Source organism: Nioella nitratireducens, from assembly GCF_001879715.1.
GTDB lineage: Bacteria > Pseudomonadota > Alphaproteobacteria > Rhodobacterales > Rhodobacteraceae > Nioella > Nioella nitratireducens.
On record NZ_MNBW01000003.1, the window covers coordinates 100,179 to 120,291 of the forward strand.

The window sequence follows — 20,113 nt, forward strand, 5'->3', positions numbered from 1 at the left end:
CCGCCCCAATAGGTGAGGGACCGGCACGCACCGGCCCCCGGACAATGTAAAATGTAAGGAGACCCAAATCATGCGTCACGCACGTGGCTACCGCCGCCTTAACCGCACCCACGAACACCGCAAGGCGCTGTTCGCCAATATGGCCGGATCGCTGATCGAGCACGAGCAGATCAAGACGACCCTGCCGAAAGCCAAGGAATTGCGCCCGATCATCGAAAAGATGATCACGCTTGCCAAACGCGGTGACCTGCACGCCCGTCGTCAGGCTGCCTCGCAGCTCAAGCAGGATGCCTATGTGGCAAAACTGTTCGACGTGCTTGGCCCCCGCTACGCCGAGCGTCAGGGCGGGTATGTCCGCGTTCTGAAGGCGGGCTTCCGCTACGGTGACATGGCCCCGATGGCCATCATCGAATTCGTGGACCGCGATGTCGATGCCAAAGGCGCCGGAGACCGCGCCCGCGTCGAAGCCGAAGACGCCGCAGAATAAGCGCCCGGCCCAAAAGCCTGAAACACTAAACCCCGCCAATTTCGGCGGGGTTTTTCGTTTTTGCAGGCAGAAAAAGCAGTGGTGTTAACCCGCTTTCGAAAGGGGCCTGCTACCGTCGCTTTCAAGATGAACGATGAGTCGCTCGATATCCGTGTCGGAAACGGGAGTCTGCCCAAGAAATTCCAACAAATCCCGCCGCGCGGATTGCGGCAGGCGCATAATTCTCAAAAATATATGAGAGTTAATAGCTTGAGACATTCGACACACTGCTTACTACAACGTAATATCACTTTACGGAGCACCGAAAATCCGACAACCTGTCCAAATAGACATGTCCAACAGTAGAGTACTCATATCCTTGCTGGATCAGCTGAACGCCCTTGCCCCGATGGGGTATACAGTGGGGCTACACATCCGTTTCGCGTCGCCTCTTATTTTGAAGAGCACCTATCCCGCCGAATGGCAGGAGGAATACCAGGATAATGCCTATGCGCTGAGAGACCCCTTGGTTTTCTGGGGAATCGGGATCAGTGGGCAAACCAGATGGAGTGAGATCCGATTGCCGGATCCTTTCAGCATCATGGACAAGGCCAAACGGCACGGGCTGCTTTACGGCGCCGTCGTGTCCTGTGGGCCGATTACGTCCCGTTCTATTGTCGGGTGTGCGCGCTCTGACCGTGAATTCACGGATGCCGAGATCGACGCTATCGCCGTGGTGGCCCGTGCCTTGCACGAGGCCGCTGCGCCCCCCACCGAACTGACCAAAGCGCAGATCGAGGCGCTTCGCCTCATCGCCGATGGAGACAGACATACCGCAGCGGCTGCCAAGCTGGGTATTTCCGAGAGCGCGCTTAAGGCGCGCCTGTCGTCCGCCCGCGTTCGCTTGGGTGCGCGAACCACGGCCGAAGCATTGAAGAAAGCGCGGGAATTCCGATTATTATGACAGCACACCCAGTTGCCTCGCGGTGCAGGTTTTACCAACCGCCAACCAGGAGGCACCTCAATGCAAGTCACTACTCTTTCTTTCGAGAACATGCACAACCATGGTGAGCTGTTCGCCAATATGCTGCGCGCACGTCACCAGACCTTTATCGTCCAGAACCGGTGGGACCTTCCCGAAGCCAACGGGATGGAATTCGACCAGTACGACACCCCCGCCAGCCGGTGGGTGACCGTGCATGAAAACGGTTGCGTGATGGCCGGGGTCCGGCTGACGCCGACCACCCATCGCTGCGGCATCTACACCTACATGATCCGCGACGCGCAGCGGGGGCTGCTCGATACGATCCCGGCGGACCTGTTGGACCGCAAGGCACCGGTGGCCAGCCATATCTGGGAATCGAGCCGCGTTTTTGTCAGCCGCGACGTGCCGGCGAAACAGCGCTTTCGGGTGCAGTTGCAGCTGATCTCGGAAATGGTCAGCTCTGCCCGGCAACTGGGGGCGTCCGAGTTGATCGGAATCATCCCCGAGAACTCTCCGCGACTTGCCCGTCGGGTGGGGCTCGACTGCGTTCAGGCGGGCCGCGTGCTGGACTTCGACGGAGAGAAGAGTATCTGCGTCTCGATCAGCATGGCCACGAAAATGCACTGAGCGGGCGGTTATCGCCAGTATGGCTTTTCCCCGACCGCAACCAGACATAGGGTGCGGGCATGGCCGATTTGTTCGACTCTGCCCCGCCCGCCGACCCCGCCGCAGCCGGTCCCCGACCGCTGGCCGATCGGCTGCGGCCCCAAACCCTGTCCGAGGTGATCGGACAAGACCATTTGCTCGGCCCCGACGGCAGCCTGCGGGTGATGCTGGAGGCCGGGTCTCTTGGTTCGCTCATCTTCTGGGGCCCGCCGGGCGTGGGCAAAACCACGATCGCGCGGCTGCTGGCGCAGGAAACGGACCTGACCTTCGTGCAGATCAGCGCGATTTTCACGGGGGTACCGGACCTGCGGAAAGTTTTCGAGGCGGCCAAGCATCGTCGCGCCAATGGTGGCGGCACGCTGCTGTTCGTGGATGAAATCCACCGCTTCAACAAAGCCCAACAGGACGGCTTTCTGCCGCATATGGAAGATGGCACGATTCTACTGGTCGGCGCGACCACGGAAAATCCCTCATTTGAATTGAATGCGGCAGTCCTGTCGCGCTCGCAGGTGCTGGTGCTGGAACGGCTGTCCGAGGCCGATCTGGACCTGCTGATTGCCCGCGCAGAGGCGGATCTGGGCCGGACCTTGCCCCTGACCGAGGATGCCCGCGCGTCCTTGCGCGAAATGGCCGATGGCGACGGGCGCGCAATGCTGAACCTTGTCGAGCAGGTGGCGGCGTGGAAGTCCGACACGCCGCTTGACCCAAAGGCGCTTGGCCAGCGGCTGAGCCGCCGCGCGGCGCAATACGACAAGTCGGGCGACGCGCATTACAACCTGATTTCGGCGCTGCACAAATCGGTGCGCGGGTCCGACCCCGATGCGGCGCTTTACTGGTTCGCGCGGATGCTGGAGGGCGGCGAAGACCCACGGTTCCTTGCCCGCCGGATCACCCGGATGGCGGTCGAGGATATCGGCCTTGCCGACCCGCAGGCGCAAACGCTGTGCATCGACGCTTGGGAAACCTATGAACGGCTTGGCAGCCCCGAGGGGGAACTGGCGCTGGCGCAGGCGGTGGCCTATCTGGCGTTGGCGCCGAAATCGAACGCGATCTACACTGCCTACAAGGCCGCGCGAAAGGCGGCGGCCAAGACCGGATCGGCCCCGCCGCCGAAACACATCCTGAACGCCCCCACCGGGCTGATGAAGGATCAGGGGTATGGGGACGGCTATGCCTATGACCACGACGCCCAAGACGGGTTTTCGGGCCAGACCTATTTCCCCGACGGCATGGACCGCGTGCAATTCTACCAGCCGGTCGAGCGTGGCTTTGAACGGGATCTGGCCAAGCGTGTGGCCTATTTCGCAAAGCTGCGGGCCAAACGGCAGGGCGGTTGACAACCGCCCCGCGAAGCCACAAACCCCGCCCATGTTTGCAACGGTTTTACAGGTCGCCCTTGGCGGCGCTATGGGGGCCTCGCTGCGCTATCTGGCGGGCGTGGGTGTGGTGCGTCTGGTGGGGATGGGAACCTTTCCGCTTGGCGTGATCACGGTCAACATTCTCGGCTCGTTCCTGATGGGTGTCTTCGTGACCATCGCGGCCAATCGCGGATTGACCCATCTGTCGCCGCTGCTGATGACGGGGTTCCTTGGCGGATTCACCACCTTTTCCTCGTTCTCCCTCGAAGCGGTGACGCTGTATGAGCGGGGCGACATGAGTGCGGCGGTTCTTTACGTGGTCGCCTCGGTCGTTTGTTCGATTTTCGGCCTGCTTCTGGGCCTGTGGCTGGCGCGGGGGATGTTCGCATGAGTGGTGTTCAAACCCTGATGGTCGAGGCGGGGGAAGGCGACCAACGGCTGGACCGGTGGTTTCGGCGGCGTTTTCCGCATATCGGGCAGGGCCGGATCGAAAAGATGTGCCGCAAGGGCGAAATCCGCGTCGATGGTGGAAGGGTGAAACCGGCGACCCGCGTGGAAGAAGGGCAAGAGGTGCGTGTGCCGCCGCTGCCGGACGAGGCGGCGCCCAAACCCTTTACCCCGCGCGAGGTCGTGTCCGACGCCGACGCCCGGATGATCCAGTCGGCGGTGATCTATCGCGACGAGCACGTCATCGCACTGAACAAACCCCCCGGCCTGCCGACGCAGGGCGGCAGCAAGCAGACCCGGCATGTCGATGGGCTGGCCGAGGCGCTGAAATTTGGCAACGAGGACAAGCCGCGGCTGGTGCACCGGCTGGACAAGGATACGTCCGGTGTGCTGCTGCTGGCGCGGACACGCGCGGCGGCGGCCAAGCTGACCGAGGCGTTCCGCGCCCGCGACACCCGCAAGATCTATTGGGCCGCCGTCGCCGGCGCGCCGCTGCCGCGCATGGGCACCGTTCGCTTTGGATTGGTCAAGGCACCGGGCCATGGCAAGGCGGGCGAGGGCGAGAAGATGCATTGCATCCACCCCGGTCAGGTCGACAAGACCCCCGGCGCCAAGCGCGCCACGACCGATTACGCGGTGCTGTCGGCCCTTGGCGGGCGGGTCAGTTGGGTTGCCATGGTGCCGATCACCGGCCGAACCCATCAACTGCGGGCCCACATGGCCGAGCTTGGCCACCCGATTATCGGCGATGGCAAATACGGCGGCTCGGGGCAGGAAAACCTTGGCGATGGCTGGGGGGCGCAACTGGGCGGCGAGATCAGCCGCAAGCTGCATCTGCATTCCCGGCATCTGGGCTTTACCCATCCGTTCACCGGCGCCCGGATCAACCTGACCGCACCGTTGCCCGAGCATATGCAACGGACATGGGACACGCTCGGTTGGCACGAGCGCGATGTGCCGGAGGACCCGTTCGACGAGGATCTGCAATGACCGGCCCGCTGCGGCTGGTGATCTTTGATGTCGATGGCACGCTGATCGACAGTCAGGCGCATATCCTTGCCGCGATGGCCGCCGCGTTCGAGGGCGAGGGGATGCTGCCGCCGACGCGCGAGGAAACCCTTGCCATCGTCGGCTTGTCCCTGCCGATTGGCGTGGCCCGGCTGGCGCCCGAGGCGGATGACCTGCTGCAAGGCCGATTGGTCGAGGGCTACAAGGATGCCTTTGCCCGGCTGCGGGTGGAAAACGGGGCCGGGCTGTCGCCCCTTTACCCCGGCGCCCGCGCGGCGCTGGACTGGCTGGCGGGGCAGGACGAGGTGCTGCTGGGGATCGCTACCGGCAAGTCGCGTCGGGGCATGAATCACCTGATCGAGATGCACGGGCTGTCGCGGCTGTTTCAGACGGTGCAGGTGGCCGACGACCACCCGTCCAAGCCGCACCCCTCGATGATCGAGGCCTGTTTGCGTGAAACCGGCGTAGATGCTGAACATGCGGTGATTCTCGGCGACACCGTTTTTGACATGGAAATGGGCCGATCCGCCGGGATTCCGACGCTGGGCGTGACTTGGGGTTATCACCCCGCTGAGCATCTGGCAGAGGCCGGGGCGCGGGTGGTGCTCTCGGATTTCGCGGATCTGGCGCCGACACTGCAAGCGATGTGGGGCGAGCAATGAGCGAGTGGAAAGCCAAACGGTTCTGGAGCGACGCAACCGTCGGCGCAGAGGCTGACGGGTTTGCCGTGCTGCTGGATGGCCGCCCGGTGCGGACCCCGTTGAAGGCCCCGCTGACCCTGCCCACCCGAGACATGGCCGAGGCCGTGGCCGCCGAATGGGCTGCGCAGGACAAGGTGATCGACCCGCTGTCGATGCCGGTGACCCGTTCGGCCAATGCCGCGCTGGACAAGGTCATGGTGCAAAAGGCCGAGGTCGCCGCGATGCTGGCGGCCTATGCGGAAACCGACCTGCTTTGTCACCGCGCCGAGTCGCCCGCCGAGCTGGTTGCGCAGCAAAACAAGGCGTGGAACCCGGTTCTGGACTGGGCCGCGAGCCGTTACGATGCGCCGCTAAAGGTGGTGAGCGGCATCCTGCCCGCCACCCATTCTGACGCCAGCCTTGCCCGGTTCCGCGAAGAAGTGGCCCGGTTCCGGCCCTTCTCGTTGACCGCGCTGCACGATCTGGTGACGCTGTCCGGGTCACTGGTTCTCGGGCTCTATGCCGCAAGTGGCGAAGGCGACCCAGAAACGACATGGCACCTGAGTCGAATCGACGAGGATTGGCAGGTCTCGCAATGGGGCGAGGACGAGGAAGCGACCGAGTATGCAGAAAAAAAACGCGACGCCTTTTTGCACGCGGCCCGTTTTCTGACCCTCGCGCAAGGATCGTGACGAAGAGCATAGCGCCTTGATAACGCTGTTGCGCAGGGAATAGGCAGAGCGCCTGATTGCCCCTGCGTAAACCGACCGGGAGCGGCTTTCCTGGTTCACCACCCTTGACCTGTCCCGTCAGATTTGCCCAATTAAAGGGCGAGGACCGACCTGTGACGGGTCGTTCCCTCCCAATTCAAAGGTCATACTGGCCGAAAAACGCCCATAAGGGCGAACCATCAGGAAGAGGTAAACATGAAAAAATCCGTTCTTCTCGGCACGCTTGCTGTGGCAGGTCTCGCTGCCGGAGTCGCATCTGCGTCGACTCTGGAAGAAGTGCAGGCCCGCGGCGCACTGAACTGTGGCGTGACCACGGGGCTCGTGGGCTTTGCTGCGCCGGACGCGAACGGCGAATGGGACGGCTTCGACGTCGGCGTTTGCCGCGCTGTCGCTGCTGCCGTTCTTGGCGATCCGTCCGCTGTGAACTTCGTGCCCACCACCGGCCAGACCCGCTTTACCGCGCTGGCATCGGGTGAGATCGACATGCTGGCCCGGAACACCACCTGGACCTTCAGCCGCGACGTTGACCTGCGGTTCGAATTCACCGGCGTCAACTACTACGATGGTCAGGGCTTCATGGTTCCCCGCGAACTGGGCGTCTCCTCGGCCATGGAGCTGGACGGCGCGACCGTTTGTATCCAGACCGGCACCACGACCGAGCTCAACCTGGCGGACTTCTTCGCCTCGAACAACATGAGCTACGAGCCGGTTCCGATCGAAACCAACGCCGAAGCGCAGCAGCAGTATCTTGCCGGTGCCTGTGACGTGTACACCACCGACGCCTCCGGTCTGGCCGCAACCCGCGCCACGTTCGAAGATCCGACGGCACACGTGATCCTGCCGGAAATCATCTCGAAAGAGCCGCTCGGCCCGCTTGTGCGCCATGGCGACAACGAATGGGGTGATATCGTTCGCTGGACCCTCAACGCGCTGATCGCGGCTGAGGAACTGGGCATCACTTCTGCCAACGTGGCCGAACTGGCTGCCGGCACCAACAACCCGGAAATCAACCGTATGCTCGGCTCCGAGGGTGACCTCGGCGGCATGATGGGCCTCAGCTCTGACTGGGCTGTGAATGCGATTTCCGCGGGCGGAAACTACGGTGAGCTGTTCGAGCGTAACATCGGTGAGAACACCCCGATCGGTCTGGCGCGCGGCCTGAACGCGCAGTGGACTGACGGCGGCCTGCTCTACTCGCCCCCGTTCCGCTAATATATCCGCACTTGGGAGGGCGCGGCATGGCCGCGCCCTTCTTCCCATTGCACCTCACCAGAGATTGACCACGCGGCCAAAACGCCCCCCAACGGGGTGGCTGGTGGCCCGTTGGTCGCTCCTCCAGCGACAGTCGGGGTTGCCAGCTCATGTCAACAACAACCGAACCACCCGTTGAGTCCTTTCGACTCAGCCAATTGATCTACGACACCCGATACAGGTCCATGACCATTCAGGTTGTCGCGCTCCTCCTCATTGCTCTCGCCTTTTACTGGTTGGGCCACAACATCGTGTCCAACCTGAGGCAGCTCGGAAAGGACTTCGATTTCGGATTCCTCTGGTCCCGTTCGGGCTATGACATCAACCAAAGGCTCATCGAGTATTCCAACAACTCCACCCATGGCCGCGCTGCGCTGGTGGGTATTCTGAACACCATGCTTGTGGCGGCCTTGGGCTGCGCACTGGCAACCATCCTCGGCGTCATCGCCGGTGTCTTGCGTTTGTCCAAGAACTGGATCGTCGCGCGGTTGATGACGGTCTATGTGGAAGGCTTCCGCAACATTCCGCTGCTGCTGTGGATCATCCTGATCTTCGCGATCATGACCGAGGCGACACCGCAACCCCGCGATTTCCGTGGGGACAACCCCGACGCATCCATGATCCTGTTCGACAGTGTTGCGGTCACCAACCGCGGGATCTTTATCCCGTCGCCGGTTTGGGGGGATGGGGCAGGTCTGCTGCTGATCGTCTTCGCCTTGTCGCTGGCGGCCATCTGGGCCTTTCGGCGCTATGCGCACAAACGTCAGGAAGCGACCGGCGACATCCTACCCGTCTTCCCGGTGTCCCTGGGCCTGTTCCTTGTCCCGACGCTGCTGGTCTATTTTGCCTTCTCGGCAGCGATTTCGCGCGATCAATATCCCCTCATGGGGGTCGGCGGCCAACAGGGCGCCACGCTGGAACAGTTCGTGGAAGAGAACAGAAACCCGTCGATCTGTGCGATCCCGGATACCGCCGTGGTCAACCTGTCGACGGAATTGCGCGCCATTGGGCAACGGGCCGACATCGTCTCGGTCAGCAGCGCCGCGCAGATGCAGGAAAGCCTGCAATCAGGCGATTGCGTTCTGGCGGTCATGCCCCCGGATGTCGCGGCCACGATGGCCGGGTCTCTGGACGGTGTCGATCTGGTGACGCTGGGGCAGACGATTGACCGTGGCCGTCCGTTGCAGTTCGAACGCCCGCAGCTTGCCGGGTTCAACTTCGAGGGGGGCATCCAGCTTCGCAACTCGCTTATCGCGCTGTGGTTTGCGCTGTCGCTCTATACCGGGGCCTTCATCGCCGAGATCGTCCGTGCTGGCATCCTTGCGGTCAGCCGGGGCCAGACCGAGGCGGCCTTTGCCTTGGGCTTGCAACCGAGCCGCACCATGAACCTCGTGATCCTGCCGCAAGCGCTGCGGGTCATCATTCCACCGCTCATCTCGCAATACCTGAACCTGACCAAGAACAGTTCGCTGGCCATCGCCGTTGGCTACATGGACGTGCGATCCACCCTTGGCGGCATCACGATCAACCAGACCGGGCGAGAGCTGGAGGGCATGTTGCTGCTCGGCCTGTTCTATCTGGTGCTGTCGCTGCTGATCTCGGGTGTGATGAACATCTACAACACCTCCGTCAAGCTGAAGGAGCGGTGAGATGAACCATTCTCAACCTTTTGTTCGCACCCAGATGCTTGAGGCCAAGGAGCCGCCCCTTGCGGAAAAAGGGGTGGTGAAGTGGATGCGCGAGAACCTGTTCTCGTCTTGGCTGAACGCGTTCCTGACAATCGTGTCGATCCTGTTGATCTACTGGGTTCTGGATCACCTGCTGCCGTGGATGCTGGGTGGAATCTGGAACGCGGATTCGCTGAGCCAGTGCCGGGAAATCCGGGATTCCCTGTATCCAGACGGCCGTGACGTGGCCTGTTGGGCGGTTCTTTCGGATCGCTGGCATCAGCTGTTGTTCGGGTTCTACCCGCCAGAGCTGTATTGGCGTCCGATCCTGACGCTGGTCATGTTCGGAGCGGCCATTTCGCCCATCCTGTTCAACGGCGTGCCGCGCAAGTTGTTCATCCTTACGGCGATTGCCCCGTTCGCGGCTTTCTGGCTGCTGTGGGGCGGGTCTGTCTGGATGCCGGTCGTCGTGGCGCTTGGCTTCGTGATTGGCTGGGCCGTGATGAAATTCGCCTCGATGCCGCTTGGCAGTCTGGTTGCCACGATCCTGACGATCCTCTTGCCTGTAGCCTACTGGCTGTTCCTGGCCGGGCCGCTGGCAGGGGCGCTGGATGCCGCTGTTCCGGTTGGCATCGAGGCGGTGCAGACCGATGATTTCGGCGGCTTCATGCTGGCGCTTGTCATCGGGGTGTCCGGGATTGTCCTGTCGCTGCCGCTTGGCATCGTGCTGGCGCTTGGGCGGCAGTCTGACCTGTTCATCATCAACAAATGCTCGGTGGCCTTCATCGAGATCATCCGGGGCGTGCCCCTGATCGTGTGGCTGTTCACCGCCTCGCTGCTGTTGAACTACTTTCTGCCTCCGGGCGTGCAGTTCGACATCATGCTGCGGGTGATCATCATGGTGACGCTCTTCTCCTCGGCCTATATTGCCGAGGTGGTTCGCGGGGGCCTCGCGGCCCTGCCACGCGGGCAATACGAGGGCGCTGACAGTCTGGGGCTGAACTACTGGCAGTCCATGCAGCTGATCATCCTGCCGCAGGCGTTGAAGATTTCGATCCCGGGGATCGTTTCCACCTTCATCGGCCTGTTCAAGGATACGACGCTGGTGGTCTTCATCGGCCTTCTGGACCCGATCGGCCTGTCAAACTCGATTCGGGCATCGACCGATTGGAACGGCATCTATTGGGAGCTGTTCATCTTCATCGGCCTGTGCTTCTGGATCTTTTGTTTTTCCATGTCCCGCTATTCGCAATGGTTGGAGCGCAAGCTTCACACCGGGCATCGTTAAGGAGACGTCCCAATGACTGACGCTCAATCAATCGCAGAGAACCGGCAAATCGACCGGTCGCACATGAAGGTCTCGGACGAGGTCGCCATCGACATCTCGGGTATGAACAAGTGGTATGGCACCTTCCACGTGCTCAAGGATATCGACCTGACCGTCTATCGTGGCGAACGGATCGTGATCTGTGGCCCGTCCGGCTCGGGCAAATCCACGCTGATCCGGTGCATCAACGCACTGGAAGAACACCAGCAGGGCAAGATCGTGGTGGACGGCACCGAACTGTCGAACGACCTCAAGAACATTGACAAGATCCGGTCCGAGGTTGGCATGTGCTTTCAGCACTTCAACCTGTTTCCGCACCTGACGATCCTTGAAAACTGCACGTTGGCCCCGATCTGGGTGCGCAAGACGCCCAAGAGAGAAGCTGAAGAAACGGCGATGCATTTCCTGCACAAGGTCAAGATCCCCGAACAGGCCGACAAGTATCCCGGCCAGCTTTCGGGCGGTCAGCAGCAGCGTGTGGCGATTGCCCGGTCGCTGTGCATGCGGCCCCGGATCATGCTGTTCGACGAACCGACGTCGGCCCTCGACCCCGAGATGATCAAAGAGGTGCTCGACACCATGATCGAACTGGCGGAAGAGGGCATGACCATGCTGTGTGTGACCCACGAGATGGGTTTTGCGCGGCAGGTCGCCAACCGCGTGATCTTCATGGACGCGGGCCAGATCGTGGAACAGAACGAGCCGGAACCGTTCTTTACCAATCCGCAGTCCGAGCGGACCAAGCTGTTCCTCAGCCAGATCCTCGGCCACTGATTGGGCCGAGAATAGACAGTCCAGACGCCCCGGTCGCAAGGCCGGGGCGTTTTGCATTGGGTCAAGCTGGGTCAGGCTGGGTCGGGCAGCTCGCGCGGGACGGCAAAGGCGACGATCTGCCCTGTGTCGGGGCACAGGTCAGACCAGTCGTCGATGTTGAACCGCATCACGCAGGTTGCACCGGTGGGGTAGTGGCAGAATTTCGGGTGCGCGGCCGGGGCGGCGGCAAGCCACCCGGCCAAGGCCGCCGTGCCCGGATTGTGCGCGACCACGGCCAGGGTCGCGCCGGTGGCAGAGCGGAGCTGGTCCAGCATCTGCTTGGGCGCGGCGAGGTAGAGCGCCCGGAGCAAGGTGGGAGCCGGGGCCGATGGCAGGAAGGGGGCGATCCCCGCCCATGTTTCCTGCGTGCGGGTCGCGGTCGAACACAGCACCTCGTCCGGCACTGTTTCAAGGCCCGCCAACCAGTGCCCGACCCGAGGGGCAGAGGCGCGGCCCCGTGCGTTGAGCGGGCGGTCATGATCGGGCAGGCTCTGGTCGTCCCAATCGGATTTTGCGTGACGGATCAGGATCAGGGTGCGGGTCATCGGTGGAAATGCCTCATGTAATGGGCGGATTGCGCGGCATCGCGGCCAAAGCGTTGGCTGACTGGGCAGATTTGGCGCACCAGGCAGCCGCCGGTCAGGCAGTCGGCCCCTTGGGGCGTATCCAGGTAGGCGTGGCAGGCGGGCACATCATACGGCTCGGACCCAAGCGCGCCAATCGGGCATGCGGTCAGGCAGTGTTGGGCGCAGCCCGCGCATGGGCTGACGGCGGGTGCAGGGGGCAGGTCGATCCGGCCTGGCAACAAGATCGCGCCCCGGATCGAGATCATCAACCCCGCCGTGTCGTGCACCAACATTCCCACCGGGCTGGCCCACGCCCGCCCGGTGCGCTTGGCCCATGCGATGAAGGGGGCATAGGGCGGGCCGTCGAATGGAAAATGCGCTGCGCCGCCAAGCGTGTCGGCAAGCCCGCCGATGATTCGGCTGGACCAGCGGTCGATCGGGTCGGGGGCACCGTCAGTGAGTTCCGGTTCAGCGGTCACATGCGCCCAGAACCCCGGTTCCAGCGGCGACAACATGATCAGCGTGCCGGGCGCGCACCCATCATCCGTGCCCGCATGAAACGCGCCGAAAATGTCCAGATGATGCCGCGCGGCGCGCTGACGGATCGTGTCGTAAATCATGATCGGCACAGTGCGCAGCCCTGGGCCGCTTGGCAAGCCTCAGGCCCGGATCATGCTGCCCGCGCCGTGATCTGTGAAGAGTTCCAACAGCACGGCGTTGGCGACACGCCCGTCAACGATGGTGCAGGCCCGCACCCCGCCTCGTACCGCCTTTACCGCGGTTTCGGTCTTGGGAATCATGCCGCCCGCGATCACGCCCTCGGCGGTCATCGCCTCGACCTCGGTGGCGGTCAGTTCGGTCACCACCTCGCCCGACGCGTTCTTGACGCCAGCGACATCGGTCAGCAGCAAGAGCCGGTCCGCCTTGAGCGCCGCCGCGATGGCCCCGGCGGCGGTGTCGCCATTGACGTTGAAGGTTTCACCCGCGCGGCCCGCGCCCAAGGGCGCGATGACGGGGATCATGTTATCCTCGAACAGGTTGAACAGAACGCTGGGGTCCATTTCCGCCGGTTCCCCGACAAAGCCGAGCGCTGGGTCCGCCGGGTCGCAGATCATCAGGTTGGCGTCCTTGCCGGACAGGCCCACCGCCTTGCCGCCCTGCGCGTTGATCGCCTGCACGATGCGCTTGTTGACCATGCCAGAGAGGACCATTTCCACCACGTCCACGGTGGCGGCGTCGGTCACGCGCTTGCCGTTCACGAAGTCGGATTTCACCCCAAGCTTGCCGAGCATTTCGTTGATCATCGGGCCGCCGCCATGAACGATCACCGGGTTCGCGCCCACTTGCTGCATCAGCACGACATCGCGGGCAAAGCTCGCCATGGCGTCGTCATCGCCCATGGCGTGACCGCCGAATTTTATCACCACGATCGAATCCGTGTAGCGCTGCATATAGGGCAGCGCCTCGGACAGCGTGCGGGCGGTGGCGGCGTAGTCGCGGGAGGTCATGGTCACTTGTTTCTTCATCGCTCTGCCCTATCGTCACGCCTTGTTAGCCTTACCGGGGCAGGCGCTCAAGTGGGAGTGAGGCGGCCGGGTGCAGGCGCGTTTACCCGGCAATCCCGGCAATGATCGCGCGCAGAGTGGCAATGCCCACGCCTTTTTCGGACGAGGTTGCCACGATCTCGGGGTAGGCGGCGGGGTGTTTGGCAAGGGCGCCGCGCACCTGCGCCAGGATTTTCCCCATCTCGGCCTGCTTGATCTTGTCGGCCTTGGTCATCACCACCTGAAACGGCACGGCGGATTTGTCGAGCAGGTCCATGATCTCTTCATCGACGGCCTTTGCGCCGTGACGGCTGTCGATCAACACGAAGGCGCGGCGCAGGTTCGCGCGGCCCGAGAGGTAGGCCTTTAGCAACCGCTGCCACTTTTCCACGACATGGACGGGCGCATTGGCAAAGCCATAGCCGGGCAGGTCGACCAGATAGTGGCTGTCGGCGATGGTGAAGAAGTTGATTTCCTGCGTGCGGCCCGGTGTGTTCGAGGCGCGGGCCAGCGCCTTGCGCCCCGTTACCGCGTTGATCAGGGTCGATTTGCCCACGTTCGAGCGGCCTGCGAAGCAAACCTCGACACGGTCGCCCGGTGGCATTCCGTCCATGGCGACGACGCCTTTGAGAAAGTCAGAGCCCGCAGCAAACAGCAACCGGCCCTGTTCGGCGGTCTGCTCATCCGGTTTCTCTGCAAGGGGGAAGCGGATTTCCATTGTCAAAGCACCTCTGCCGTGTCGCCAACCGCGATATCGCCCGAGGTCACGACCTCGCCATAGACGCAGAATTCGCGGTTTTCATTCAGAACGCTCAGCGTATCCGCGTCGCGTTTTCCGGTATCGGGGTTGGCCGCGGTGGCCATGCAGCGCACCACGGGTTCACGAATAGCAATCTCGGCGCTGCCGATCCGCAGGGTCTTGCCGACCAGGTCGATCTCTTCCCACGGGGCCAATCCGTCGAGCCAGATATTCGACCGCCAGCGTTTCGGTGACAGAGAGCGGCCGATCCGTTGTTCCACCACCCGGTGCGAGGCAAGGTTGCCAAGGCTGACCGAGGGGTAGTCGGTATCCGTCATCCCGCGGCCCGGAACCCGCACGATGCGTTGCGACACCGCCCGGTCGGGGGCCATCAGAGGCCGCGTCCAGTCGATCAGCGCTTGCGGGGCGTCGTCGGGGCGAAAGGTCAGGTCGGGCAGGTCGGGATGGCTGAGGGTGAGCGTCTCGGTCGCCTCGTCAAGCCTTGCGTTGATGGCCGTCAGGCCCGGCAGCTTGGTGCCGATCGAGAAGTTTACGCAAGGGGCCCAGCTTGTGCCATCTGTCCTGGCCGCGTCATGCGCAACCGCCCAGACCCGATCCCATGGAAAGGTCATGCCCGCCGTAAGGCGGGCATGGGGCAGGGCCTCTCGGCCATGGCTCTTGATCGGATGACGCCAGAGCTGGGTGACCGTGGCCGTCATCACTCGGACTTTTTCTTGCGCTTGAAGGTGGACAGGATGTTTCCGAACACATCCGGACGGTGCCCGTGGCTGCGCATGATAATGTATTGCTGGGTGAAGGTCACCGTGTTGTTGGTGATCCAGTAAACCAGCAGACCGCTGGCGAAATGCCCCAGCATGAACATGAAGATCCACGGCATGTACGAGAAGATCATCGCCTGTGTCGGATCGGCCGGGGCCGGGTTCAGCTTTTGCTGAAGGAACATCGAGATCCCCAGCAGGATGGGCAGCACGCCGATGAAAATGGTCGCCATGGTGGTCCCGGCCATCGGCGCGTCCCACGGGAACAGGCCGAACAGGTTGTAGATCGACGAGGGGTCGGGCGCCGACAGGTCGGTCAGCCAGCCAAAGAACGGCGCATGGCGCATTTCGCTGGCGTTGGCGATCACCTTGTAAAGCGAGAAGAAGATCGGGATCTGCAACAGGATCGGCAAACAGCCGGAGGCGGGGTTCACCTTCTCGCGCTTGTAAAGCTCCATCATCGCGGTCTGAAGCTTTTGCTTGTCGTCGCCCGCGCGTTCCTTGAGCTCTTCCATCTTCGGTTGCAGCTCTTTCATCTTGGCCATCGACACGTAAGAGCGATAGGCCAGCGGGAACAGCAGCGCCTTGAGGAACAGGGTCAGCAGGATGATCGAGATGCCCATGTTGCCGATCAGGGCGTGGACATGGTGCAGCACCCAGAAGATCGGCTTGGTCAGGAAGAAGAACCAGCCCCAGTCGATCGCATCGACGAAACGGTCGATGCCTTCTTCGTCTTGATAGCGGCGCAGGGTTTCCCATTCCTTGGCCCCCGCGAACAGGCGCGTCGTGCTCTCGCTGGTTTCGCCGGGCGCCACGGTCACGGCGGGAAGGCGGGCCTGCGTTTGGTAGATGTCCTGCGATTCGATGTAGCGCGAAACGGCGGTAAAGGGCTGCCCGGACTGGGGCACCAGCGCCGCCAGCCAGTATTTCGAGGTAAAGCCGATCCAGCCCGACCCCGTCACTTCCGTGATCTCGGCATTGGCCGCTTCGCGGTCGATATAGTCGAAATCGGGCATCTGGTCGTATTTGACATCGTTCAGCGTGCCGTCGCTGACCTGCACCACGCCTTCGTGGATCACGAAGAAGTTTTGCAGGTCCGACGGCAGGCCGTGGCGGGTCACGATGCCATAGGGGGCAAGTCGGACCTCGGACTCGCCGGTGTTTTCCACCGACTGGCTGATGGTGAAGAGGTAATCTTCGTCCACCGACACGGTGCGGCGGAAGATCAGGCCACTGCCGTTGTCCCACCGCAAGGTGACAGGGCTGTCGGCGGTCAGAACGTCACCAATTTCGATGGTCCACGGGGTTTCGGGGCCGGGAACCTGTTCGTAGTCAAGTGTACCGGCCGGCGTCCAGCCATAGAGCGCGTAATAGGCGCCCTCTTCCCCCGACGGGGTGAACAGGCGGACCGGCTCGGAATCCGGCGCAAGCGTTTCGCGGTAGTCCCGCAGCATCAGGTCGTCGAGTCGGCCACCGGTCAAGGCGATAGAGCCGCTGAGCGAGGGCGTGTTGATTTCCAGACGCTCCGTTTCGGCGACCGGTTGGGCGGCAGGGGCGTTGGCGGCGGTCGCCGTCGCGGTGCTGTCGACGCTTGGCGGGGTCAGCGTGACATCATTGCCGGCAGAGTCGGTGGTGGCGACGGCGGCAGGATCGGTAGGGTTGGGATCGACCGGAGGGGTCGCCGGTGGAAACAAGACCGACCAAATGAGGATGACGCCCATGCTCAACGCCATCGCGAGGATGAGGTTCCTGTTCTGGTTCTTGTCGTCCATGCCCGCGTGTCCAACCTTTATTGAAGTCACGGAGGTTCAACAGACTGAGGCTGGAAAGGTCAAGCGGTTTTCCCGTAAGGCCCCGAAACCCGCGCGGATTGGCCTCGATTCCAGCGGACTGTCAGCCCGCACGGCGCCCGATGCGCGTGGGCAGGGCCCGCCGCTTGCGATAGGTCGTGAGCCAGTCGGTCACCTGATCGCCGGGCATCGGGCGAGAGATGAAATAGCCTTGCAGATGATCGCAGCCAAGATGCGCGAGCATGCCCTGCTCGGCCTCGGTCTCGACCCCTTCGGCGACGGTGCCCACCCCCAGCCGATCGGCCAGCGCAAGGATTCCCGAGACGATGGCCCGCTGCGCCGGGTCGCTGTCGAGGTGGCTGACAAACCCCCGGTCGATCTTGATCCGATGCACCCGGAAGCGCCGGATATTGGCGATCGAGGATTGCCCGGTGCCGAAATCATCGAGATCGAGGTTGAAGCCATGCGCCGCCAATTGCTCGATATTGCGCAGGATGACATCATCCTCGGATTGCGCGGCCACGGTTTCGAGGATCTCGACGGTCAGCCGCGCCGGGGGCAGGTCGCACCGGTCTACCTCCCACTTGATGCGATCGGCGAGGCCGGGGTCGCGCAGTTCCTCGTCCGAGACATTGATCGAGACCGAGGGCACGCTGCACCCGACCGCATCCCACGCGGTCAGCGCCGCCAGCGCCGCGCGCAGCATCACGTCGCCAAGCCGCCCCATGTTGCCGGTGTCCTGCAAAGCGGGCAGGAAATCGGGCGGGACCAGAACCCCTTGGGTCGGGTGATGCCACCGCGCCAACGCCTCGACACCGGTGATCTCGCCGGTATGGGCGCTGATCTGTGGTTGAAACCACGGCCGGATGGCACCGGTGGACAGGGCCGTTTCAACCTCTTCCGCAAGGCAATGGCGGCGTTCGGACCGCGTCTTGATGCGTTCGGAAAAGCCGCGCACGCCGGCGGGGCCATGGCGGCGCGCCTCGATCAGGGCGGTCAGGGCGGCGTCCAGCAGGCAGGCCGCGGTCGCTTCGGCTGTTTGTTCGGGAATGGCGAAACCGACCGAGGCGGTTTGGTGGGTCGAGACCCCGGCCAACGCGATGGGTTCGGCCAGTGCGTTTTGAATACGGTCGACAAGGCCGGTCAGCACGTCAAGGTTGACCCGAGGCACCGGCGACAGGGCGACGGCGAACCGACCTTCGCCGATACAGGCAACCAGATCGTCCTGCCGCACCGCGGTTTGCAGGCGCTCGGCGCTGCGGCACAGGATGTGGTCGCTGGCCTCGGCGCCCCACCGGGCCGAGAGGTCGGCCACGTCGTCCAGTTCCACGACAAGGCAGGCTGTGTTCTGCCCGCTGTGTGCGGTTGCGTCGAGCATTTGACCAAGCGCCTTCAGAAAGGCGGGGCGCATGGGCAAGCCGGTCTTGCCATCCGCGGCGGCGTGGTCTGCACATGCCGCCGGTCGGGGCCGCAGGGCCTGCAACGCCAAAAGGCCGGGCAACAGGAAGGACGTGGCCAGGATGACCGCATTCGCCCCCAGCCAGAAGGCCGCCAGCGCCAGCGCCGGGAACAGCACCAGCACCTCGACCCGAGACAACCAGCGCCGGACGCTTTGGACAAAGGTCCACAGGCGGGCGGAAACGGTGTCTCGCATGGCGGGCCTCTCGTGCGGTTCTCGGTGTCGATGCGGAGATCGCTACGCCAAACTGCCTGACAGGCTGTTAATCCAAGCCGTTCATTCCTCGGGATTTACGTCGAATTGTTCTTGTCGGCTGAGCCCTGCGAAGTCGAACAATGCCGGGTCCAGCAGGTGCGATGGCCTTGCATTCATGAGCGCCGAGAAGATCTTTTGCCGCCGTCCGGGCGCGCGGGTCTCCCACTCATCGAGCAGTTTCTTGATCTGCTGGCGCTGCAACCCGTCTTGCGACCCGCACAGGTCGCAAGGAATGATCGGATAGTTCATCGCGGTGGCGAATCGCTCGCAATCGGCTTCGGCCACATGTGCGAGGGGGCGGTAGACGAAAAGATCGCCCTCGTCGTTCAGCAGCTTCGGCGGCATCGTTGCCAGCTTGCCGCCGTGAAAGAGGTTCAGGAAAAAGGTTTCCAGAATATCGTCGCGGTGATGGCCCAGAACCACCGCCGAACAGCCCTCTTCCCGCGCGATGCGATACAGGTTGCCGCGGCGCAGGCGCGAACACAGCGCGCAATAGGTGCGGCCTGCCGGCACTTTGTCCATCACGATGGAATAGGTGTCCTGATACTCGATCCGATGATCGACACCCATCTTTTCCAGAAACTCGGGCAGAACCGTCGCCGGGAAGCCCGGCTGCCCCTGGTCGAGGTTGCAGGCCAGAATCTCGACCGGCAGCAGCCCGCGCCATTTCAGTTCGGTCAGCGCCGCCAGCAGCGTGTAGCTGTCCTTGCCGCCCGACAGGCAAACCAGCCACTTGGCGCCGCGTTCGATCATGCCATAGCGCTCGATCGCCTCGCGGGTTTCGCGGATCAGGCGTTTGCGCAGCTTCTTGAACTCGGTCGTCGTGGGGGCGCCGTGAAAGAGCGGGTGAATATCGTCGGTCTCGTCAAGCATCTCTGGCCTCGCGGGGATCAGGGCAGAGCCTTACGGCAAAAGGGCAGGGCGGGGCAATGACGTTGGCTGGCGTTGCGCTCAGTTGCGATGCTCGGCGTCCCACTCGGCATCGGCGCCGGGAACCGGGTCGTAGCCATGATTGCCAAGCGGATGGCAGCGTCCGACCCGTCGCATGGCCAGCCATGTGCCCTTGATCGCGCCGTGCCGCTCCAACGCCTCCAGCGCATAGGCCGAACAGGTCGGTTGATAGCGGCAGCCATGCCCCACCCATGGGCTGAACAGCAGTCGATAGGCCCGGACAGGCAGGGCGACGATATGGGCGAGTGGGCTCATGTGTGCACCTTTCTCAGGGCGCGCGACAGGTCGGCCATCATGGCCTCCATCGGGCGGGCGGCGGTTTCATTGGCACGGCCAATCAAAACGTAGTCCCAGCCGGGGCGTCCCTCAAGCGGCAGGATGGCGCGGGCCACGGCGCGCAGGCGCCGCTTGGCCCGGTTACGCGCCACGGCATTGCCGACCTTCTTGGAACAGGTAAAGCCGACGCGGACCAGATCGGGCGACACGCCCTCGTCCTTGCGCCGTTTGCGGGCCTGCACCAGAAACGCCCCCGCCGGGGCCCGTGCCGCCCGTGCGGCCCGAAGAAAATCGGGGCGCTTGGTCAGGGTCTCGACTGTGGGCATGGCACGCTCCTGATCAGATCAGAAATACG

At 63.2% G+C, this 20,113-nt stretch carries 22 protein-coding genes; 12 read left to right on the forward strand and 10 right to left on the reverse strand.

All coding sequences use genetic code 11. The features are described from left to right. The first annotated feature begins 70 nt into the window (after positions 1-70). From rplQ to BKY27_RS03495, 12 genes are all read left to right on the forward strand, one after another. Positions 71-487, forward strand: coding sequence for a 50S ribosomal protein L17 (rplQ, locus tag BKY27_RS03440; RefSeq protein ID WP_071673050.1), 417 nt, complete (start codon positions 71-73; stop codon positions 485-487). A gap of 331 nt (positions 488-818) precedes the next feature. Further along, positions 819-1,430 carry an autoinducer binding domain-containing protein gene (locus BKY27_RS03445; protein WP_071673051.1) on the forward strand — a complete coding sequence of 204 codons (612 nt, stop codon included), beginning with the start codon at positions 819-821 and terminating at the stop codon, positions 1,428-1,430. Positions 1,431-1,490: 60 nt separating this feature from the next. After that, positions 1,491-2,078, forward strand: a complete 588-nt coding sequence (locus BKY27_RS03450) for an acyl-homoserine-lactone synthase (RefSeq protein WP_071673052.1) — start codon at positions 1,491-1,493, stop codon at positions 2,076-2,078. 59 nt (positions 2,079-2,137) lie between these two features. Further along, positions 2,138-3,454 (forward strand): replication-associated recombination protein A, encoded by a 1,317-nt coding sequence (locus BKY27_RS03455; RefSeq protein ID WP_071673053.1) that lies wholly within the window; start codon positions 2,138-2,140, stop codon positions 3,452-3,454. Positions 3,455-3,485: 31 nt separating this feature from the next. Beyond that, positions 3,486-3,866, forward strand: coding sequence for a fluoride efflux transporter CrcB (gene crcB / locus BKY27_RS03460; RefSeq protein WP_071673054.1), 381 nt, complete (start codon positions 3,486-3,488; stop codon positions 3,864-3,866). Next, positions 3,863-4,912 carry an RluA family pseudouridine synthase gene (locus tag BKY27_RS03465; RefSeq protein WP_071673055.1) on the forward strand — a complete coding sequence of 350 codons (1,050 nt, stop codon included), beginning with the start codon at positions 3,863-3,865 and terminating at the stop codon, positions 4,910-4,912. Before crcB ends, BKY27_RS03465 begins: the two co-directional genes overlap by 4 nt. Next, positions 4,909-5,592, forward strand: coding sequence for an HAD-IA family hydrolase (locus BKY27_RS03470; RefSeq protein ID WP_071673056.1), 684 nt, complete (start codon positions 4,909-4,911; stop codon positions 5,590-5,592). The genes BKY27_RS03465 and BKY27_RS03470 overlap by 4 nt, the downstream gene beginning before the upstream one ends. Next, on the forward strand, positions 5,589-6,302 hold the full coding sequence (locus BKY27_RS03475) for an ATP12 family chaperone protein (RefSeq protein WP_071673057.1): 714 nt from the start codon (positions 5,589-5,591) through the stop codon (positions 6,300-6,302). Before BKY27_RS03470 ends, BKY27_RS03475 begins: the two co-directional genes overlap by 4 nt. A 234-nt stretch (positions 6,303-6,536) precedes the next feature. After that, a complete protein-coding gene (locus BKY27_RS03480; RefSeq protein WP_071673058.1) occupies positions 6,537-7,553 on the forward strand; it encodes an amino acid ABC transporter substrate-binding protein in 1,017 nt (338 codons plus the stop codon). Between the two features lie 149 nt (positions 7,554-7,702). Next, positions 7,703-9,241, forward strand: coding sequence for an amino acid ABC transporter permease (locus tag BKY27_RS03485; RefSeq protein WP_071673059.1), 1,539 nt, complete (start codon positions 7,703-7,705; stop codon positions 9,239-9,241). A 1-nt stretch (position 9,242) separates the two neighbouring features. Next, a complete protein-coding gene (locus BKY27_RS03490) occupies positions 9,243-10,547 on the forward strand; it encodes an amino acid ABC transporter permease (RefSeq protein WP_071673060.1) in 1,305 nt (434 codons plus the stop codon). A 12-nt stretch (positions 10,548-10,559) separates the two neighbouring features. Further along, positions 10,560-11,360: an amino acid ABC transporter ATP-binding protein gene (locus BKY27_RS03495; protein ID WP_071673061.1), complete on the forward strand. Its 801-nt coding sequence runs from the start codon at positions 10,560-10,562 to the stop codon at positions 11,358-11,360. A gap of 71 nt (positions 11,361-11,431) precedes the next feature. Here the strand turns inward: BKY27_RS03495 and BKY27_RS03500 are convergent, their stop codons facing one another. The 10 genes from BKY27_RS03500 to rnpA all read right to left on the reverse strand — a co-directional run bounded on the left by BKY27_RS03500 (position 11,432) and on the right by rnpA (position 20,084). Next, on the reverse strand, positions 11,432-11,944 hold the full coding sequence (locus tag BKY27_RS03500) for a SixA phosphatase family protein (protein WP_071673062.1): 513 nt from the start codon (positions 11,942-11,944) through the stop codon (positions 11,432-11,434). Continuing rightward, a complete protein-coding gene (locus BKY27_RS03505) occupies positions 11,941-12,585 on the reverse strand; it encodes a ferredoxin (RefSeq protein ID WP_071673198.1) in 645 nt (214 codons plus the stop codon). The genes BKY27_RS03500 and BKY27_RS03505 overlap by 4 nt, the downstream gene beginning before the upstream one ends. 39 nt (positions 12,586-12,624) lie before the next feature. Continuing rightward, the gene (argB, locus tag BKY27_RS03510) at positions 12,625-13,491 is read right to left on the reverse strand and encodes an acetylglutamate kinase (RefSeq protein ID WP_071673063.1); all 867 of its coding nucleotides are present in this window, start codon (positions 13,489-13,491) and stop codon (positions 12,625-12,627) included. Between the two features lie 82 nt (positions 13,492-13,573). Further along, complete coding sequence (gene yihA, locus BKY27_RS03515) at positions 13,574-14,227, reverse strand: ribosome biogenesis GTP-binding protein YihA/YsxC (RefSeq protein ID WP_071673064.1); 654 nt, start codon at positions 14,225-14,227, stop codon at positions 13,574-13,576. Between the two features lie 2 nt (positions 14,228-14,229). Continuing rightward, entirely contained in the window at positions 14,230-14,967 is a 738-nt protein-coding gene (locus BKY27_RS03520; RefSeq protein WP_071673065.1) for an MOSC domain-containing protein, read from the reverse strand. After that, positions 14,967-16,799, reverse strand: coding sequence for a membrane protein insertase YidC (yidC, locus tag BKY27_RS03525; protein WP_071673066.1), 1,833 nt, complete (start codon positions 16,797-16,799; stop codon positions 14,967-14,969). Before yidC ends, BKY27_RS03520 begins: the two co-directional genes overlap by 1 nt. Before the next feature lie 121 nt (positions 16,800-16,920). Further along, positions 16,921-18,471, reverse strand: coding sequence for a putative bifunctional diguanylate cyclase/phosphodiesterase (locus BKY27_RS03530; RefSeq protein ID WP_071673067.1), 1,551 nt, complete (start codon positions 18,469-18,471; stop codon positions 16,921-16,923). 81 nt (positions 18,472-18,552) lie between these two features. Continuing rightward, entirely contained in the window at positions 18,553-19,404 is an 852-nt protein-coding gene (ttcA, locus tag BKY27_RS03535) for a tRNA 2-thiocytidine(32) synthetase TtcA (RefSeq protein ID WP_071673068.1), read from the reverse strand. Positions 19,405-19,482: 78 nt separating this feature from the next. Continuing rightward, positions 19,483-19,737, reverse strand: a complete 255-nt coding sequence (yidD, locus tag BKY27_RS03540; RefSeq protein WP_071673069.1) for a membrane protein insertion efficiency factor YidD — start codon at positions 19,735-19,737, stop codon at positions 19,483-19,485. Continuing rightward, on the reverse strand, positions 19,734-20,084 hold the full coding sequence (gene rnpA, locus BKY27_RS03545) for a ribonuclease P protein component (protein WP_071673070.1): 351 nt from the start codon (positions 20,082-20,084) through the stop codon (positions 19,734-19,736). The genes yidD and rnpA overlap by 4 nt, the downstream gene beginning before the upstream one ends. Positions 20,085-20,113: the final 29 nt, after the last annotated feature.

Coding starts and splice junctions, on each gene's coding strand:
- rplQ (WP_071673050.1), top strand. CDS start 71: ATGCGTCACGCACGTGGCTACCGCCGCCTTAACCGCACCCACGAACAC.
- BKY27_RS03445 (WP_071673051.1), top strand. CDS start 819: ATGTCCAACAGTAGAGTACTCATATCCTTGCTGGATCAGCTGAACGCC.
- BKY27_RS03450 (WP_071673052.1), top strand. CDS start 1,491: ATGCAAGTCACTACTCTTTCTTTCGAGAACATGCACAACCATGGTGAG.
- BKY27_RS03455 (WP_071673053.1), top strand. CDS start 2,138: ATGGCCGATTTGTTCGACTCTGCCCCGCCCGCCGACCCCGCCGCAGCC.
- crcB (WP_071673054.1), top strand. CDS start 3,486: ATGTTTGCAACGGTTTTACAGGTCGCCCTTGGCGGCGCTATGGGGGCC.
- BKY27_RS03465 (WP_071673055.1), top strand. CDS start 3,863: ATGAGTGGTGTTCAAACCCTGATGGTCGAGGCGGGGGAAGGCGACCAA.
- BKY27_RS03470 (WP_071673056.1), top strand. CDS start 4,909: ATGACCGGCCCGCTGCGGCTGGTGATCTTTGATGTCGATGGCACGCTG.
- BKY27_RS03475 (WP_071673057.1), top strand. CDS start 5,589: ATGAGCGAGTGGAAAGCCAAACGGTTCTGGAGCGACGCAACCGTCGGC.
- BKY27_RS03480 (WP_071673058.1), top strand. CDS start 6,537: ATGAAAAAATCCGTTCTTCTCGGCACGCTTGCTGTGGCAGGTCTCGCT.
- BKY27_RS03485 (WP_071673059.1), top strand. CDS start 7,703: ATGTCAACAACAACCGAACCACCCGTTGAGTCCTTTCGACTCAGCCAA.
- BKY27_RS03490 (WP_071673060.1), top strand. CDS start 9,243: ATGAACCATTCTCAACCTTTTGTTCGCACCCAGATGCTTGAGGCCAAG.
- BKY27_RS03495 (WP_071673061.1), top strand. CDS start 10,560: ATGACTGACGCTCAATCAATCGCAGAGAACCGGCAAATCGACCGGTCG.
- BKY27_RS03500 (WP_071673062.1), bottom strand. CDS start 11,944: ATGACCCGCACCCTGATCCTGATCCGTCACGCAAAATCCGATTGGGAC.
- BKY27_RS03505 (WP_071673198.1), bottom strand. CDS start 12,585: ATGATTTACGACACGATCCGTCAGCGCGCCGCGCGGCATCATCTGGAC.
- argB (WP_071673063.1), bottom strand. CDS start 13,491: ATGAAGAAACAAGTGACCATGACCTCCCGCGACTACGCCGCCACCGCC.
- yihA (WP_071673064.1), bottom strand. CDS start 14,227: ATGGAAATCCGCTTCCCCCTTGCAGAGAAACCGGATGAGCAGACCGCC.
- BKY27_RS03520 (WP_071673065.1), bottom strand. CDS start 14,967: ATGACGGCCACGGTCACCCAGCTCTGGCGTCATCCGATCAAGAGCCAT.
- yidC (WP_071673066.1), bottom strand. CDS start 16,799: ATGGACGACAAGAACCAGAACAGGAACCTCATCCTCGCGATGGCGTTG.
- BKY27_RS03530 (WP_071673067.1), bottom strand. CDS start 18,471: ATGCGAGACACCGTTTCCGCCCGCCTGTGGACCTTTGTCCAAAGCGTC.
- ttcA (WP_071673068.1), bottom strand. CDS start 19,404: ATGCTTGACGAGACCGACGATATTCACCCGCTCTTTCACGGCGCCCCC.
- yidD (WP_071673069.1), bottom strand. CDS start 19,737: ATGAGCCCACTCGCCCATATCGTCGCCCTGCCTGTCCGGGCCTATCGA.
- rnpA (WP_071673070.1), bottom strand. CDS start 20,084: ATGCCCACAGTCGAGACCCTGACCAAGCGCCCCGATTTTCTTCGGGCC.